Source organism: Hymenobacter sp. BT730 (assembly GCF_030542105.1).
Taxonomy (GTDB): Bacteria; Bacteroidota; Bacteroidia; order Cytophagales; family Hymenobacteraceae; genus Hymenobacter.
The window spans coordinates 1,507,806-1,523,521 of sequence record NZ_JAUOFB010000001.1 but is presented as its reverse complement, the minus strand read 5'-3'; the positions used below and the strand labels follow the sequence as shown (position 1 = coordinate 1,523,521).

The following is a 15,716-nucleotide window of genomic DNA, read 5'->3' as shown; positions in this document are numbered from 1 at the left end:
CTTACTCTTAGAGGGAGGAAGGAAGCCTACACGAGGTAAAAAAAACGGCAGCGAGCTTAAGAGCCTGCTGCCGTTAGTGTAGATAGGCGTGCCAGTTTTCGTCAATGGTACCGGCACTAAGCTTGAGGAAACCGGCAAGCGTGGGTTTTTTAGGCTGCTGCCTGATAGTGAGCCCGGCTTCATTCGGCGTTCGATGGCCTTTGGCATGGTTGCAGCGGGAGCAGGCCGTGAGCAGATTGCCCCAACTGGAGTCGCCGCCGCGGCTGCGGGGCAGCACGTGGTCCAGCGTCAGGTTTTTGGTGGAGCCGCAGTACTGGCACTCGAAATGGTCGCGCTTCATGATGTTGTGCCGGCTCAGGGCAATGCCTTTGTAGGGCACACGCACGTAACGCTGCAACCGGATGATACTAGGCTTGGGATATGCCTCACTGATAGTGCGCAGAAAACCGCCCTCCGTCTTGGCAATCATTTCAGCTTTATCGAGGAAGAGCAGGACAAACGCCTTCTGCACGCTGCAGAGCGTTATGGCGGTATAGTCGCCGTTTAGCACAAGTACTTTCTGGTCCATATACACGGTGGCAAGAATCATCTGAGGATTAACGAAAGCTAGATGATTCTAAGCGCATTAACAACAGTTTCAGCCTGCTAGTTTTATCGGGTAGCGCTTATAAATTTTGTGTGGTAAGCCGGAGAATATCTTTAGTCTTCCTCTACTGAAGCCCCACCTTGCCAATCAACAGAAAGCCCCGGATGTCGGGGCAGACGTCCGGGGCTTTCTGTATGCTAAAGGCTAATGCCTCTGGAGAATTGTTTACTTTGCTAGTCGACTAGCATGCGCTTAATCAGGCGTAGCTTGTGGGAGTACTTCTGCCGGTCGCGGTTGAAGATGCCATTATGGTCGAGCGGGTCGATGCGGACTTCGCCGTGGGCGTGCAGGATGGTCTGGTCATCGAGAATAAGGCCTACGTGCACAATGTTGCCATCGGCATTATCGAAGAAGGCCAGGTCGCCGGCGCGGGACTGGGCCACGAAGTGCACCGTCTGGCCGTGGTCTATCTGCTGGCGGGCATCGCGCGGGAGCGGCACCCCAATCAGGCCATAGAGCTGCTGCACCAGCCCGGAGCAGTCTAGCCCAAAAATGCTTTTGCCGCCCCACACGTAGGGCGCTTTCAAATAGAGCTGGGCAATTTTGATGAGCAGGCGCAGGCGCTGATCCTGGGGACCTTGCGGGCCGTGGCCGTTCTGGGGGTTGGTAGCCGCGCCGTTGTAGAAGTACTGGTGCTGGCCCAGGCGCAGCGTCATGCCATCAAAAAAGGGTAGGCGGCAGCCCAGTGTCACCGGAATACGGCTTTTACTCTCGCTTACTATCTGCACCACGTCCAGGCTGCGCGGGTGGTCCTGCTGCTGCCAGGCAGTAAAATACTCGCTGGTGACGGGCGTGTGCTGTTTGAAATCCATCCAGCCCACGTACTGGTCGGCGGCAATACGGATCTGGTGCCACTGGCCCTGCGTTTGCAGCACGCTGTAGCATTCGCCAAACATTAACTCGGTTACCAGTTCGGCTTTATCGGTAGGCTCGGCGCGTACCGGCACGGCGCTCAACGCGCAGATTCCGTATTCCAAAAGAAGAATTCTAAACTAAAAGGAAGAAGAGCAAATTTGGGGAATTATCAGGGTACCCGAAATGCAGCGGGCCGGTTTTTTACGACCGAAGCTTTGTTCCTCGATTAATAATCCCGCAGGCGGTCCATTTCGCGCTTCTGGTCCTTGGCTTTCAGGTCTTCGCGCTTGTCGTAGAGCTTTTTGCCTTTGGCCAGGGCTATTTCCAGCTTGGCAAAGCCCCGGTCGGTGACGAACAAGCGGATGGGAATAATGGTGAGGCCTTGCTCCTGACTTTTATCGGCTAGCTGGCGCAGTTCCCGCTTATTGAGCAGTAGCTTCCGCTCGCGCTTGGGCTCGTGGTTGTTATAGGTGCCCAGGGCATACTGCGCAATGCTCAGGTTGTGCACCCACAGGCTGCCATCGGAATGAAAGGTGCAGAAGCCGTCCTGCAGGTTCACGTTGCCGTCGCGGATGCTTTTTATTTCCGTGCCTTGCAGCATCATGCCCGCATCATACTTCACCAGAAACGCATATTCGTGGCTGGCACGGCGGTTCAGGATGCTGATGCGCTTGGGAGTATCGTCTTTTTGTTTTGCCATGAGGGGTTTGCCGCCGGTGGGCGGGTAATGCAGACTTCGCAGATAAGCCCGGTAAGGTTGCGCGCAGCCCGCAGAAAGAACGGGAGAAACCGGCTAATCCGCCGACTCGCGCAACAGGGCAAAGCGGGCGGCCAGCCGGGCGCCATCTACAATGCGCTGACCGGTGCGGCCGGTAGCCACCAGCCGCTCGCCCACGCGGGCTTCTACGTGGCAGGTCAGCTCCTGGCCTTCCAGATGCTCAAAAGTAGCCTGAAATTCCACGGTTTCGCCTTCAAAAGCCGGGGCGTGGTGCTTTATATGGAGCATGGTGCCAATTCCTTCCTCACCATCTTCCAGCATTTCTTCCACAAACTGCCGGCTGCTCCACTCCAGGGCCTGCCCCAGCGCAAAGGTGCTGAGCACGGCATGAATCAGCTTGCCATCCAGCACCGCAAAATCAGAGGGCTTCACCTGGATGGAATAGGTGCGGACGTCGCCGGGGAGGAAGGGGTTTTTCATGCTGCGGGGTTAAGCCAGCTTCAGGCGCGGATCGGGGCTGGTGAGCTGGGTGGTAAAGTCGCCGGCCAGGTACTGAAAATGGGCCGTCATGGCCACCATGCCGGCATTATCGGTGCAGTACTGAAACTCGGGGATGAACACTTCCCAACCTTGCGCAACGGCTTCCTGCTGCAGGGCTTCGCGCAAGCCGGAGTTGGCGGCTACACCGCCGGCCAGGGCAATATGAGTAAGGCCCTGGTCGGCGGCAGCGCGGCGCAGTTGGCGCAGCAGCGTCTGGATAATGGTGTGCTGAATGCTGGCGCAGAGGTCAGCCTGGTTTTCCTGAATGAAGCCCGGGTTCTGGGCCATTTCCTTTTTCAGGAAGTACATCACGGCCGTTTTCAGGCCGCTGAAGCTGAAATCGTAGCCGGGCATGGCACCTACCGGGAACGGGAAGCGCGTGGGGTTGCCCTGCCGAGCCAGCTTATCCAAGTGGGGGCCACCAGGATAAGGCAAACCCAGCAGCTTAGCGGTTTTATCGAATGCCTCGCCGGCGGCATCATCAATGGTCTGGCCGATGACCTGCATTTCCTGGGGGCTGCGCACTACTACCAATTGGGTGTGACCACCGCTTACCGTGAGGCACAGAAACGGAAACGCGGGGCGCGGCTCCTGAATAAAGTGCGCCAGAATGTGGGCGCGCATGTGGTTTACGGCAATCAGCGGCTTATCAAGCCCCAAAGCCAGGCTTTTGGCGAACATGCTGCCGACCAATAAGGAGCCTAGCAGGCCCGGGCCCTGGGTAAAGGCCACGGCATCCAGCTCGGTTTTGGCAATGCCAGCGCGCTGCAGTGCCGCTTCTACCACCGGAATAATATGCTGCTGGTGGGCACGGGAAGCCAGCTCGGGCACCACGCCGCCATATTGCTCGTGCACTTGCTGGGTGGCCACCACGTTGGATCGGATTTCGCCGCCTACCATCACGGCAGCCGACGTATCGTCGCAGGACGATTCAATAGCCAGAATTACGGGTGCGTTCATGCGGGTTCTTCTATCAGAATCAGACTGCCGTTTTCTTTTTTGAGCAACTGCAGCTTATTTTCTCTGCAAAGGTCGTTGTAAAAGCGGTATGTGCCTAACTGGCCCCAGTCAGGCAGGCTTCCCATTTAACCCCAACAGCCCCACGTACGTTTGCGGGCTGTGCCCGAAATACCTGCTTTTAGGCAACGGTTGGGCCGAACCCTGTATCTTCGCTACTCCGCCACTCTCCCACTGCGTTTATTCCACCTGTGCCACGCTTCGTTGCCATCCTGCTCAAAACCCTGCTGGTACTGGTTGTGCTGCTGGCCGTGGTGCTGGGCGGCACCCTAGTAGCTCTGCGGTTGCCGGGCGTGCAAACCCGCCTGGCGCAGAAGGCCGCTACTATGCTTACCAAGCGCCTGGGCCATAAAGTAATGGTGGGCCGCGTAGATGTGCGGCCGTTTTCCCGGGTGCTATTAGAAGAGGTGCGCGTGCTGGACCGCCGCGGTAATGAGCTGTTCAACATTGGCCGGGCCGATGCCGACATCAAGCTGTTTTCGGTGTTCGACCCCACCCACCTGCACGTGGGTAAGCTCACGCTGGAGGAGCCGCGCTTCGCCATGATTACCTACGCCAACCAGCCCGACAGCACCAACCTTTCGGAATTTCTGGCCGCGGTGAAGCGCTTAATTGGCCCTACCGATACCACAAAAGTCTCCAAGCCCTTCGATTTTAAGATTGATGCCATTGGCCTGCGCAACGGCCGCTTTGTGCTGGACCGCCGGAACGTGGCCCGCGAGCCGTACTACGGCCGCACCATGGATTACGGTCACATGCGCATCGACAGCATTTACGGCGACTTTAACGCCATTCAGCTGCGCGGGGATACTATAATGAGTGAAGTGCGGGATTTGAAGGCGGTGGATACCCCGTCCCGCACCCGCCTGCAGAAGCTGAGCACCGACATGGTTTTCGCGCCCACGTTCTGGGAGTTCGATAAAACCGACCTGCGCGTGGGCCGCAGCCACCTGCAGCACTACGTCCGCTTCGACTACAAGCACTTCCTCAACTTCACCGACTTCAACGACTCGGTACGCGTCACGGCCCGCCTCTCCCCCACACGCATCTACTCCGACGATATTGCCAAGTTTGCGCCCCAGCCCGCCATCCGCGACCTGCATGAAACCGTGCTGCTTTCGGGAGAGGCCAAAGGCTACGTGCACGATTTCCACACCAAAAACCTGGATGTGCACTACGGCAAAAACACGCATGTGCTGGGTGATATTGGGGTGGAAGGCCTGCCCAACCTGAAGGAAAGCTTCGTGGATATGCGCCTGAAGCCTTCTGTTATCGACGGGCGCGACATTCGCCGCTACATTCCGGACTCCGGGTGGCCGTATGTACAGCGCCTGGGCACCGTGAAGCTGAATGGCGAGTTCCAGGGCTTCTACAACGACTTTGTGGCCAACGGTGCTTTCCAGACGGCACTGGGCAACGTGGTGTCAGACGTGAACCTCAAGTTCAAGACCGACCCGCGCTACTCCAGCTACGAGGGCAACGTGAAAACCACGGGCTTCCAGCTGGGTAAGCTGCTGGGCGATGAAAGCACCGTGCGCGACATCACCATGAATGGCCGCGTGGAAGGCGTGGGCTTTACACCGGAAGGTGCCCGCCTCACGGCTAAGGCTACCGTGCAAAGCATCTGGCTGCAGGGCTACCGCTACCGCAACATCGTCACCAACGGGCAGTTCCGAAAGCAGGCCTTTCAAGGCAAGCTTTCCATTGATGACCCCAACCTGCGCGCCACCGCCGACGGCAGCATTGACCTGAACAAAGCCCGGCAGGCCTTTGACCTGCGCGCCAAAGTGCAGCGTGCCAACCTGCGCGCCATTGGCCTCACCAAGCAGAATTTCACGCTTTCCACTACCGCCGATGTCCGGTTTCAGGGCCTGAAGCTGGACAACCTGCTGGGTACTATTGTGCTGCGCGATTCGCGCCTGGGCTACAATGGCCGCGTGGTAGCTATTGACACGTTTGACGTTTTCTCGCGCCGCGACCCGGACGGGCAGCGCCGCTTAGCCATCCGCTCGGAGCTAGCCGACCTCACGGCCGTGGGCAACTTCGACTTCACGCGGGTACTGCGCGATGTAAACGTGCTGCTGGAGGAATACCGCCTCAACTTTGCCAGCGACGAGGCCGCCACCGCCGCCTACTACCGTCGCAAGCGCCGGCAGCCCACCCCCGATTACGCTATTCAGCTGAATCTGTATCTGAAGCATCCCAACCCGGCGCTGAAGGTATTTGTGCCCGGCCTTACTCTCTCTGATTACTCCCGGATTGACGGTTCCTTCCGTAACGGCAACACCTCCATATTCTCGCTGGGCGGTCATTTCGATGCGCTGCAGTATGACAGCGTGCGGACCAAGAACACGGAATTCGACTTTACTACCTCCAAGTTGCCCTACCAGCCGGAAGTGCTGGCCCAGGCCAACATCACCTCCGAGAAGCAGAACCTGCCGACGCTGGGCCCCACCGAGAACTTCTACGTGGAAGGCGTGTGGGACCAGGAGAAAATCAATTTCTCTACTTCTCTGGCCCAAACCGGCACCACCAACCGGGCGCAGATTAACGGGGCGCTGGTATTTTTGCCCGATGCCGTGCGTATTGTGTTCCGGCAGTCGGGGGTGAACCTGCTGGGGCGCGACTGGACCATTGCGGCCGAAAACTCGGTGGTGATTTCCGGCGGGGGCAAGGAAATCGATATTCAGAACCTGAACCTGGCCAATGGGGAGCAGAGCGTAAACGCCCAGGGACAGATTTCCCGTGACCCAACAAAGCTACTGCGCCTGGCCGTGCAGAATTTTGAACTCGGCACCCTGAACTCCGTCACGAAGCAAAACATTACGGGCCGCGTGAATGCCGTGGGCGATATGCGCGCCGTGTATGGCAACCTGGTAGCCAATGCCCGCCTGGATGTTGACTCCTTGGTATTCGACAATGTCCTCATTGGCGATGTAGCCGGCGTGGCCGACTGGGACAACCCTTCCCAACTGCTGCGCCTGAATGCCAATGTGCTGCGCGACGGCTCCCGCCTGGTAGCCTTGGCCGGCACTTATAAACCTAGTGAAGAGATAAACCAGCTGAACGTAACCGCGGTGCTGGACAAAGCCCCCGTGAAGCTGGCTGAGCCGCTGCTCAACACCCTGTTCAGCAACATGGGCGGCACCGCCGATGGCACCCTTCGCCTGACAGGCCGCCTGGCCGCGCCTAATCTGGTGGGCTCCCTGGATGTAACGGACGGGCAGCTCACTTTTGACTACCTGAACACCACCTACACCTTCTCCGACCGGATTCGGTTTGCCGAAGACCGGATTGCCTTCCGCAACATCCGTCTGCGCGACCCGCTGGGTAACTCCGGCACCCTGAACGGCAACATTTACCACAAGGGCTTTCGGGATATGTCCTTGGCCTTGCATGCTACCTTCCGCAAGCTGCAGGTGTTGAACACCACCCGCAAGGATAACGAACTGTATTTCGGCACCGCCTACGCCACCGGCGAAGCCCACATAACCGGCCCCACCGACGACCTGGTGGTGAATGTAACAGCCCGCAGCGAAGATGGCACCCGTTTCTCCCTGCCCCTGGACAACGCGGCAAAAGCTGAAAAAGCCAACTATATCAAATTTGTAAACCGCAACCTGCCTGATACCGCCACTACGGCGCAGGTACCCGTGGTTACTACTGGTCAGGTAGACTTATCGGGGTTGCGGCTGAATTTCAATCTGGATATTACCCCGGACGCTTACATCGAGATTCTGCTGGATGAAAGCACCGGTGACGTGATTCGGGGCACGGCCAGCGGGCAGTTGCGCCTGAATATTGATACCCGGGGTGAGTTCAACATGTTTGGGCAAGTGGAGATTGTGCGCGGCCTATACAATTTCACCCTACAGGGGCTGGTGAACAAGGAGTTCCAGGTGCGGCCGGGTGGCACCATCAGCTGGAACGGCGACCCACTGGACGGGCAACTAAACGTGACCGGCACCTACACACAGCGCACCTCTATTCAGCCCATTGTGGCCAATAGCAACGCCACCGTGCCGGTGACGGCCGTGATGAATCTGACGGGCCCCTTGCTGCTGCCCGTGATTCAGCTGAACCTGGAATTCAATGACATTCCCTCCACAGCAGAAGGCGAAATCAACTCCTTTATTGCTTCGCTCCGAAATGATGAGCAGGAGCTGAACCGGCAGGTATTTAGTCTGATTGTTTTCCGACAGCTGGCCTCACCTGGGTCTTTAGCCTCGGTAACCAAGTTTTCAGGGCAGGATAATGCCTTTGGCAATAGCCTGGGACAAATTATATCTACCCAGTTGGGTTTGCTCACCGCCCAGATTGACCCTAACCTGGAAATTGCCTTCAATATTAATGGGGTAACGCCCGAGGAGTTGCAGGCCTTGCAAGTGCGTCTGAGTTATAACCTGATGGGGGGCCGCCTGCGCGTAACGCGGGAAGGCGGCTTCAGCAATTCCACTACCTCTACCCAAACCGGCCTCACCACGCAGTCGTCTCTGCTGGGCGACCTGAGCGTGGAATACTTCCTGCGCGAAGACGGCAAGCTGCGCGTGCGTCTGCGCTACGAGACTACCTCCCGTGATAATCCGCTGTACACAACCGCCAACCAGTCACGGGCCGGCATTAGCGTGCTCCATACAGAGCAGTTTAACTCCCTGCACGAGCTGTTTGCCCGCAAGCGACTGAACCGCCGGGACGAAGCCCGCCGCAAAGCCCGCGAACAGCTGAACGTGGACGATGACCCCCGAACGGTTATTAATTGAGTTGCCGGTTAAGTGTTGTTGGTGGCCGGTATCAGGTGAAAACCGGAAAAACTCCTAACCGGCAACTCACAACTGGCAACTGAAAGCTACCTTTGCCCCCTATGCCTCCAGCCCGTCCTACCCGCAAAAAGAAGCTTGGCAATTATCCGCACGCCATGGTGGTGTTCAGCATTACGCTGGCCTTGCTGGTCATCGGGCTGTTTGGGCTGCTGCTGTTGCACGCGCATAAGCTCTCAGAGGTAGTGAAGGAAAACATTGAAATGCAGGTGTATCTGGAGCGTGACCTGCCCGAGGCGCAGTTGCTGCGCCTGCAGCAAACATTCTCCAGTAAGCCCTTTATTGCTTACCGCGACAACCGGCCGCAGGTGCGGTTCCTTTCCAAAGAAGAAGGGGCCAAGCAGTTTGTGGAGCAGACCGGCGAGGACTTCCAGCAGTTTCTGGGTGACAACCCCTTGCGCGACGCCTATATCCTGAAAATCAACCCGGAATACTCAGATACGGAGCATCTGCACCAGGTAGAGCAGGAGCTGAAAGCGGAAACCGGCGTGTTTGAGGTGCAGTATGTACAAAGCCTGATTACTTCCATTAATGAGAATGTGCGCAAGCTTAGCCTGATCCTATTAGGCTTTGCGGCCGTGCTCACCTTTGTGGTGGTGGTGCTCATCAACAATACCATTAAGCTGGCTTTGTTCTCGCAGCGCTTCCTCATTCGGAGTATGCAGCTGGTGGGCGCAACGTCCTTCTTTATTCAGCGGCCTTTTCTGCGGCGGGCCACCTGGCAGGGCTTTGTGAGTGGTGTGCTGGCCTCACTGCTGCTGCTGGCACTGCTGCAGTATGCTTACCTGGAAGTAGACGAGCTGCGCCTACTGCGCGACGAGCGCCTGCTGATAGTGCTGCTGTTGATTCTGGTGGCGCTGGGCAGCTTTATTGGTTTTATCAGCTCCTACCGGGCCGTGCGCAAATACCTGGGCATGTCGCTGGATGAGCTGTATTAATTTCGTGCCTGTTTGCCCCATCACTCGCTGAACAGCACTCGTACAAAACGAATTACACCCCCTGAATTACGACCTCATGGCTGCTACTAAATTCGCCTTTGGGCGGCGCAACTACCGACTGATGCTGCTGGGCCTGGCGCTGCTGGCGGCCGGCTTTATCACCATGACGCTGGATACCGCCGATTATGGCGAAGGCTTCCTGGGCATTACGCTGGGGCCCCTGTTGCTTGTAGCCGGTTTTATAGTCGAGTTTTTCGCCATTATGGCCAAATCCGACAACGTGCCGGTAGCAGAAACCACTGCCCCTTCCGCCACGGCCACGCTTGAAAATTCTCAGCCTGTTGCGCCCGTTGCGGCACCTCGCCCTACTTACAAGCGCTCCTAAATGAATTATTGGCACGCGTTGCTCCTCGCCGTGGTCGAGGGGCTCACGGAGTTTTTGCCCGTTTCCAGCACGGGTCACATGGTTATCGTAGCCAATCTGCTGGGGATTGGCCAATTGCCTTACACGGAAACCTACATTACGGGTATTCAGCTGGGCGCTATCCTCTCGGTGGTAGTGCTGTACTGGCGGCGGTTTTTGCAGAGCACCGGTTTCTACATGAAGCTGGCCGTGGCGTTTCTGCCTTTTGGCTTTTTGGGTTTCCTGCTGAAGGATGTTATTGAGCAGCTGCTGAAAAGCGTAGCGGTAGTAGCCTGGGCCCTGGTGCTGGGAGGCATCGTGCTGCTGTTCGTAGACCAGATGTTTAAGAACAAGAAGCCCCACTACGTTTCCATGCCTAAGTATAAGCAGGCGTTTCGTATTGGTTTGTACCAGTGCATTGCCCTGATTCCGGGCGTATCCCGCTCTGCGGCTACTATTTTGGGTGGCTTGGCGCAGGGCTTCGACCGGCGTTCGGCAGCTGATTTCTCCTTTCTGCTGGCCGTGCCTACTATGGTGGTTATCACGGGGTATCAGCTGCTGAAAGGCTATAAATCAAACCCGCTTTCTATAGCGGAGCTGAAGATGCTGCTGTTTGGCAACGCCGTAGCATTTGCGGTGGCCATGCTGGCGGTGCGCTCTTTTGTAAATTTTCTTACCCGCTACGGTTTCCGTGCTTTCGGTTTCTACCGTATTCTAGTTGGCGTCGTCATTCTGATTATGCTGGGTCTGGGCATCAACCTGAAGCTGATATGAGCACGCACCTTCCTGATTCCGGCCTTACGCCTGCCACTGGCTTCGATTTTGAAGCTGGTGAAGTGCTGCTGCTTGACAAGGCCCTGACCTGGACTTCGTTTGATGTGGTGCGCAAAGTAAAAAACACCCTGCGCATCAAGAAAATCGGCCATGCGGGCACGCTGGATCCACTGGCCACGGGCCTGCTGATTCTATGCACCGGCAAGAAAACCAAGCAGATTGACCTGATTCAGGCACAGGAAAAAGAGTATACCGGCACCTTCCGCCTGGGCCATACCACCCCGAGCTTCGACCTGGAAACGCCTGTGGATGCCGAGTTGCCTTATCAGCACCTCACGGAGGCCGAACTACACGCTGCCACCGAGCAGTTTGTGGGCTTAATCCAACAAACGCCGCCCCTGTTTTCGGCGGTGAAGGTGAATGGAGAGCGCGCCTACGAAGTAGCCCGTCGCGGCGAAGAGGCCGAAATCAAGTCCAAGCAAATCGATATTAAAGCCTTTGAGCTGACGCGCATTGCGCTGCCGGAAGTAGATTTTCGGGTGGTATGCTCCAAAGGCACGTATATCCGCAGCCTGGCCCGCGACTTTGGCGCAGCCTTGGGCTGCGGCGCGCACCTGACTAAACTTGTACGTACCCGTATTGGGGAGTATCGGCTGGAAGATGCCCTGAACATGGAGCAGATTCAGGCCCTGGCCCCACCCCGGCCGGCGGGCGCCGAAAATGCCCGTCCACGCTCAGAGCGGGGCAACCGCCCCCGCCCAGTCCGGGCCGGTCTGGAATATTATGCTGCTCAGCAGGCCGCTACACCAAGTACTGAGCCTTCTACTGATCTGGATTCAACCGCCTCCAACTCCTAAGCATATGCAAGTCGTTCGGGACCCCGCGCAGTTTCCGTTTCTCGGCCAGGCCGTGGTTACCAGCGGCACGTTCGATGGCGTGCATCTGGGGCACCAGAAGATTCTGCACCGGCTGCTGGAAGTAGCCCGACAGAGTGGTGGCCCTTCGGTGGTGATTACCTATTGGCCGCACCCCCGCCTGGTGCTGGCGCCGCCGCTTTCGCACCCGCAGCCTCTGGATTTGCACCTGCTTAATACCCTGGACGAGCGGATTGAGAAACTGCGTGAGTACGGCGTAGATTACCTCCTGATTGTCCCCTTCACCCGGGAGTTTGCGGAGCTTACCTCGGAAGAGTTTATCCAGCAGATTCTGCTGCAGACCGTAGGCACTAAAAAGCTGGTTATCGGCTACGACCACCGCTTCGGTAAAAACCGCGAAGGCAGCTTTGAATACCTCAGCCAGAATGCCGACCGGTATGGCATGGAGGTGGAGGAGATTCCGCGCGAAGATGTAGATGCGGTGGGCGTAAGCAGCACCCGCATTCGGAAGGCTTTGCAGGCCGGTGATGTGCAAACGGCCCACCGCCACCTGGGCTATTACTATCCTTTCACGGGCATTGTAGTGCGTGGCAAGCAATTGGGCCGCACTATCGGCTGGCCCACCGCCAACATTGAGCCCCAGGAACCCCTGAAGCTGGTGCCAGCCCGCGGCGTTTACGCCGTAATGGCAACTACCGCAGCCGGCACCCACCACCCCGCCATGCTCAACATTGGCGTGCGCCCTACCGTGGGCGGCGACGTCACCCAGACGGTGGAAGCGCACCTGCTTGACTTCGATGGCGACCTTTACGACCAACCCCTGACTGTGGATTTTGTGGCTCGCCTGCGCGAGGAGCAGAAGTTTGAAGGCATGGAAGCCCTGAAAGCGCAGCTTGCGCTGGATGCCCAGGCTGCCCGCCAGCATTTGATTGGCGGTTAGCTTATTTACTCGCTCAAAATTTCACTCCCAAAAACTGTCATCCTGAGCTTGCGAAGGACCTTCTCACCAATGAACGATAATCGTAACAACGACTCGTGCTAACGTGAGAAGGTCCTTCGCAAGCTCAGGATGACAGTGTTATTATGGGTGGGTTAGCACTTCTGCTGGCTCATATCCCACTTCTAATTACCTTTCCGCTCCCAACCTTACCACCCATCCATGATCAATAAAGTTGTAGCCGATGCTCAGGCGGCCCTGCAGGGCATTGAGGACGGCATGACGCTGATGCTCGGCGGCTTTGGCCTGTGCGGTATCCCCGAAAACGCCATTCAGGAATTGCTGCGCCGGGGCGTGCGCGAGCTTACCTGCATCAGCAACAATGCCGGCGTCGATGACTTTGGCATTGGGCTTCTGCTGCAAACCAAGCAGGTAAAGAAGATGATTTCCAGCTATGTGGGCGAGAATGCGGAGTTTGAGCGCCAGTTACTTTCCGGCGAGCTGGAAGTAGAGTTGATTCCGCAGGGCACGCTGGCAGAGCGCATCCGCGCGGGCGGCGCGGGTATTCCGGCTTTCTTTACGCCGGCCGGCTATGGCACCGAGGTAGGTGAAGGCAAGGAAAGCCGCGAGTTCTATGGCAAAATGTATTTGATGGAAACCTGGCTGAAGGCTGATTATGCCTTTGTAAAAGCCTGGAAGGGCGACACGGCCGGTAACCTCATCTACAAAGGCACGGCGCGCAACTTCAACCCCATGATGGCCACAGCCGGCAAAATCACGGTAGCCGAAGTAGAAGAGCTGGTGCCAGCCGGCGAGCTGGACCCCAATGAGATTCACACGCCCGGCATTTTTGTGCAGCGCATTTTTGAGGGCAAAAACTACGAGAAGCGCATTGAGCAGCGTACCGTGCGGGCAGTTGCTGCTGGTTAACCAGAGGAGCCAATCTGCTTTCTGGCTCTATTCATAAGCTCTACCTCTGGTGTGAAAATGATAAACAGGATAACCCTCGGTCTGCTTAGCTACTTGGTTTGCGGCGGCGCTTTTGCCCAAACCTTGGCACCAGCGGCCCCTAAGCAGCCTAAGGTCCGCACCCTTACTGTTAGCCCCAAGAAGGCAGCAGGATTGGACAACCTGTTACGCGAGTACACGGCCGCAAACCGCGTACCCGGTGCCGTGGCTCTGGTGGCGCAGAATGGTAAGGTTATCTATCGGAAAGCATTTGGGCTGGACGACCTGGGCACGAAAACGGCGCTTCGGCCCGATGCTATTTTTCGTATTGCTTCCCAAACCAAGGCTGTTACCAGTGTGGGCGTAATGCTGCTGTACGATGAAGGCAAATTGCAGCTCGATGACCCCATCTCGAAATACCTACCGGCATTTCGGAACCCTAAAGTGCTGGCTACTTTCAACGAGAAAGACTCCACGTACACTACGGTACCGGCCAAATCGGAAATAACCATCCGGCAGCTGCTCACGCATACTTCGGGAATCAGCTACCCTGTCATTGGTTCCAAGGAAGCTTGCGCTATTTATGCAAAAGCGCATATCCCCAGCGGCATTGGTACGCCAGGCGACACGCTGGCTGCGGCCATGAATAGGCTGGGCGCCTTGCCGCTGATGCATCAGCCGGGCGAGCAATTTACCTATGGCCTGAGTATAGATGTACTGGGGCGCCTGATTGAGGTACTTGCCAAACAGCCCTTAGATCAGTTCTTCCGGACGCGCGTTTTTGAGCCCTTGGGCATGCGCGACACCTACTTTTACTTACCTGCCGCCAAGCAGGCGCGGTTAGTAGAACTCTACATAGAGGATGGCGCCAACAAAACTCCGGTGAAAATGCGCCCGCAAAACGGCATGACGCCCGACTATCCCAAAGCGGCGGGCACCTATTTCTCGGGTGGGGCTGGCCTATCTTCCACTATCGATGACTACGCCGTTTTCCTGCAAATGCTGCTGAATGAGGGCGAATATAACGGCCGCCGCTTGCTGAAGCCGGCTACTGTACACCTCATGACCACCAACCAGATTGGTGCCCTTGACCAGGGCCAGAATAAGTTTGGCCTGGGCTTCAGCATCACTCCAGCTAAGTGGGCCGATAAAGGCGGGCTGTCCGAAGGTTCTTATGAATGGGGCGGCATTTTTGGCACCACGTATTGGGTAGACCCCAAGCTCAAAATCGTAGCCCTCCTGTACACCCAGAAATTCCCGAATACGACGGCCGAGGACCTGGCCGGCAAATTCAAACAGCAAGTGCGGCAGGCAGTAGTGCCGCCCACAGCTGAATCCGGAAAATAAATTCGCTCTTCTCTCCCACCCATATGTTAGATAAACACGGCATTGCCAAACGAATAGCGCAGGAAGTGCGCGACGGCTACTACGTAAACCTGGGTATTGGCATTCCTACGCTGGTAGCCAACTACATTCCCACCGGCATTAATGTGGTGCTGCAAAGCGAAAACGGCCTGTTGGGCATGGGCCCCTTCCCTACTGATGCCGAAGTAGACCCTGACCTTATCAATGCCGGTAAACAGACCGTTACCACCCTGCCCGGTTCCAGCCTCTTTTCCTCCGCCGACTCCTTTGGGATGATTCGCGGGGAGCACGTGGATCTGACCATTCTGGGCGCCATGGAAGTCTCGGAGCGCGGCGACATTGCCAACTGGAAGATTCCCGGCAAAATGGTAAAAGGCATGGGCGGCGCCATGGACCTGGTAGCTTCGGCCAAGAACATTATTGTGGCCATGCAGCACGTAGCCAAAGATGGCAGCAGCAAACTACTAACCGACTGCACCCTGCCTATTACCGGCTTGCGCTGCGTGAAGAAAGTAGTAACCGAGCTGGCCGTAATGGATATCACGCCCGATGGTTTTGTGCTGCGCGAGCGGGCACCGGGCGTATCCGTAGAGCAGATTCAGGCCGCTACGGCCGGCAAGCTGGTGATACCGGAAGGCGGCGTGCCCGAAATGGTGCTCTAAGGCTGACCTTTTCTCTTGGATAGTTGTTGTACTTCTGCCCGTTTCAGCCTCTGAATCGGGCGGATTGCTTTTGCCCTTTTCTGACAAGCCCAACGTAAGGCCCACTGACGCCGTACCTTTGAGCAAACTTCGTTTTCAACTTTTCTTATGTCTTCTTCCAGTTCCAAAGCGGGCGGCCTCGCCAAAAAACAAGGTTCGCCCGGCAAACCGGCTCCGCTTGA

General features: G+C 57.0%; 14 protein-coding genes. 9 read left to right on the top strand and 5 right to left on the bottom strand.

Annotated features, from left to right (window positions below; genetic code table 11):
• Positions 1 to 73: 73 nt before the first annotated feature.
• The 5 genes from Q4G72_RS06575 to tsaD form a co-directional block, all read right to left on the bottom strand.
• Positions 74 to 568, bottom strand: coding sequence for an HNH endonuclease (locus Q4G72_RS06575; protein ID WP_303310691.1), 495 nt, complete (start codon positions 566 to 568; stop codon positions 74 to 76).
• 251 nt (positions 569 to 819) lie between these two features.
• The gene (locus Q4G72_RS06570; protein ID WP_303310603.1) at positions 820 to 1,623 is read right to left on the bottom strand and encodes a C40 family peptidase; all 804 of its coding nucleotides are present in this window, start codon (positions 1,621 to 1,623) and stop codon (positions 820 to 822) included.
• Positions 1,624 to 1,727: 104 nt separating this feature from the next.
• Positions 1,728 to 2,201: an SsrA-binding protein SmpB gene (smpB, locus tag Q4G72_RS06565; RefSeq protein ID WP_054411663.1), complete on the bottom strand. Its 474-nt coding sequence runs from the start codon at positions 2,199 to 2,201 to the stop codon at positions 1,728 to 1,730.
• Positions 2,202 to 2,294: 93 nt separating this feature from the next.
• Positions 2,295 to 2,699: a thioesterase family protein gene (locus Q4G72_RS06560; RefSeq protein ID WP_303310602.1), complete on the bottom strand. Its 405-nt coding sequence runs from the start codon at positions 2,697 to 2,699 to the stop codon at positions 2,295 to 2,297.
• A gap of 9 nt (positions 2,700 to 2,708) precedes the next feature.
• Positions 2,709 to 3,719, bottom strand: a complete 1,011-nt coding sequence (gene tsaD, locus Q4G72_RS06555; RefSeq protein WP_303310601.1) for a tRNA (adenosine(37)-N6)-threonylcarbamoyltransferase complex transferase subunit TsaD — start codon at positions 3,717 to 3,719, stop codon at positions 2,709 to 2,711.
• A gap of 248 nt (positions 3,720 to 3,967) precedes the next feature.
• Between tsaD and Q4G72_RS06550 the strand changes: the two genes are divergently transcribed.
• The 9 genes from Q4G72_RS06550 to Q4G72_RS06510 all read left to right on the top strand — a co-directional run bounded on the left by Q4G72_RS06550 (position 3,968) and on the right by Q4G72_RS06510 (position 15,495).
• Entirely contained in the window at positions 3,968 to 8,536 is a 4,569-nt protein-coding gene (locus Q4G72_RS06550) for a translocation/assembly module TamB domain-containing protein (RefSeq protein ID WP_303310600.1), read from the top strand.
• 101 nt (positions 8,537 to 8,637) lie between these two features.
• Positions 8,638 to 9,531: a cell division protein FtsX gene (locus Q4G72_RS06545; RefSeq protein WP_303310599.1), complete on the top strand. Its 894-nt coding sequence runs from the start codon at positions 8,638 to 8,640 to the stop codon at positions 9,529 to 9,531.
• Between the two features lie 76 nt (positions 9,532 to 9,607).
• Positions 9,608 to 9,916 carry a DUF3098 domain-containing protein gene (locus Q4G72_RS06540; RefSeq protein ID WP_303310598.1) on the top strand — a complete coding sequence of 103 codons (309 nt, stop codon included), beginning with the start codon at positions 9,608 to 9,610 and terminating at the stop codon, positions 9,914 to 9,916.
• The gene (locus Q4G72_RS06535; protein WP_303310597.1) at positions 9,917 to 10,708 is read left to right on the top strand and encodes an undecaprenyl-diphosphate phosphatase; all 792 of its coding nucleotides are present in this window, start codon (positions 9,917 to 9,919) and stop codon (positions 10,706 to 10,708) included.
• Positions 10,705 to 11,565 (top strand): tRNA pseudouridine(55) synthase TruB, encoded by an 861-nt coding sequence (truB, locus tag Q4G72_RS06530; RefSeq protein ID WP_303310596.1) that lies wholly within the window; start codon positions 10,705 to 10,707, stop codon positions 11,563 to 11,565. Before Q4G72_RS06535 ends, truB begins: the two co-directional genes overlap by 4 nt.
• Positions 11,566 to 11,569: 4 nt before the next feature.
• Positions 11,570 to 12,523: a bifunctional riboflavin kinase/FAD synthetase gene (locus tag Q4G72_RS06525; RefSeq protein ID WP_303310595.1), complete on the top strand. Its 954-nt coding sequence runs from the start codon at positions 11,570 to 11,572 to the stop codon at positions 12,521 to 12,523.
• 219 nt (positions 12,524 to 12,742) lie between these two features.
• On the top strand, positions 12,743 to 13,450 hold the full coding sequence (locus Q4G72_RS06520) for a CoA transferase subunit A (RefSeq protein ID WP_303310594.1): 708 nt from the start codon (positions 12,743 to 12,745) through the stop codon (positions 13,448 to 13,450).
• Between the two features lie 57 nt (positions 13,451 to 13,507).
• Positions 13,508 to 14,815 carry a serine hydrolase domain-containing protein gene (locus tag Q4G72_RS06515; RefSeq protein WP_303310593.1) on the top strand — a complete coding sequence of 436 codons (1,308 nt, stop codon included), beginning with the start codon at positions 13,508 to 13,510 and terminating at the stop codon, positions 14,813 to 14,815.
• Between the two features lie 23 nt (positions 14,816 to 14,838).
• Positions 14,839 to 15,495, top strand: coding sequence for a 3-oxoacid CoA-transferase subunit B (locus Q4G72_RS06510; protein WP_303310592.1), 657 nt, complete (start codon positions 14,839 to 14,841; stop codon positions 15,493 to 15,495).
• The last annotated feature ends 221 nt before the right edge of the window (positions 15,496 to 15,716 follow it).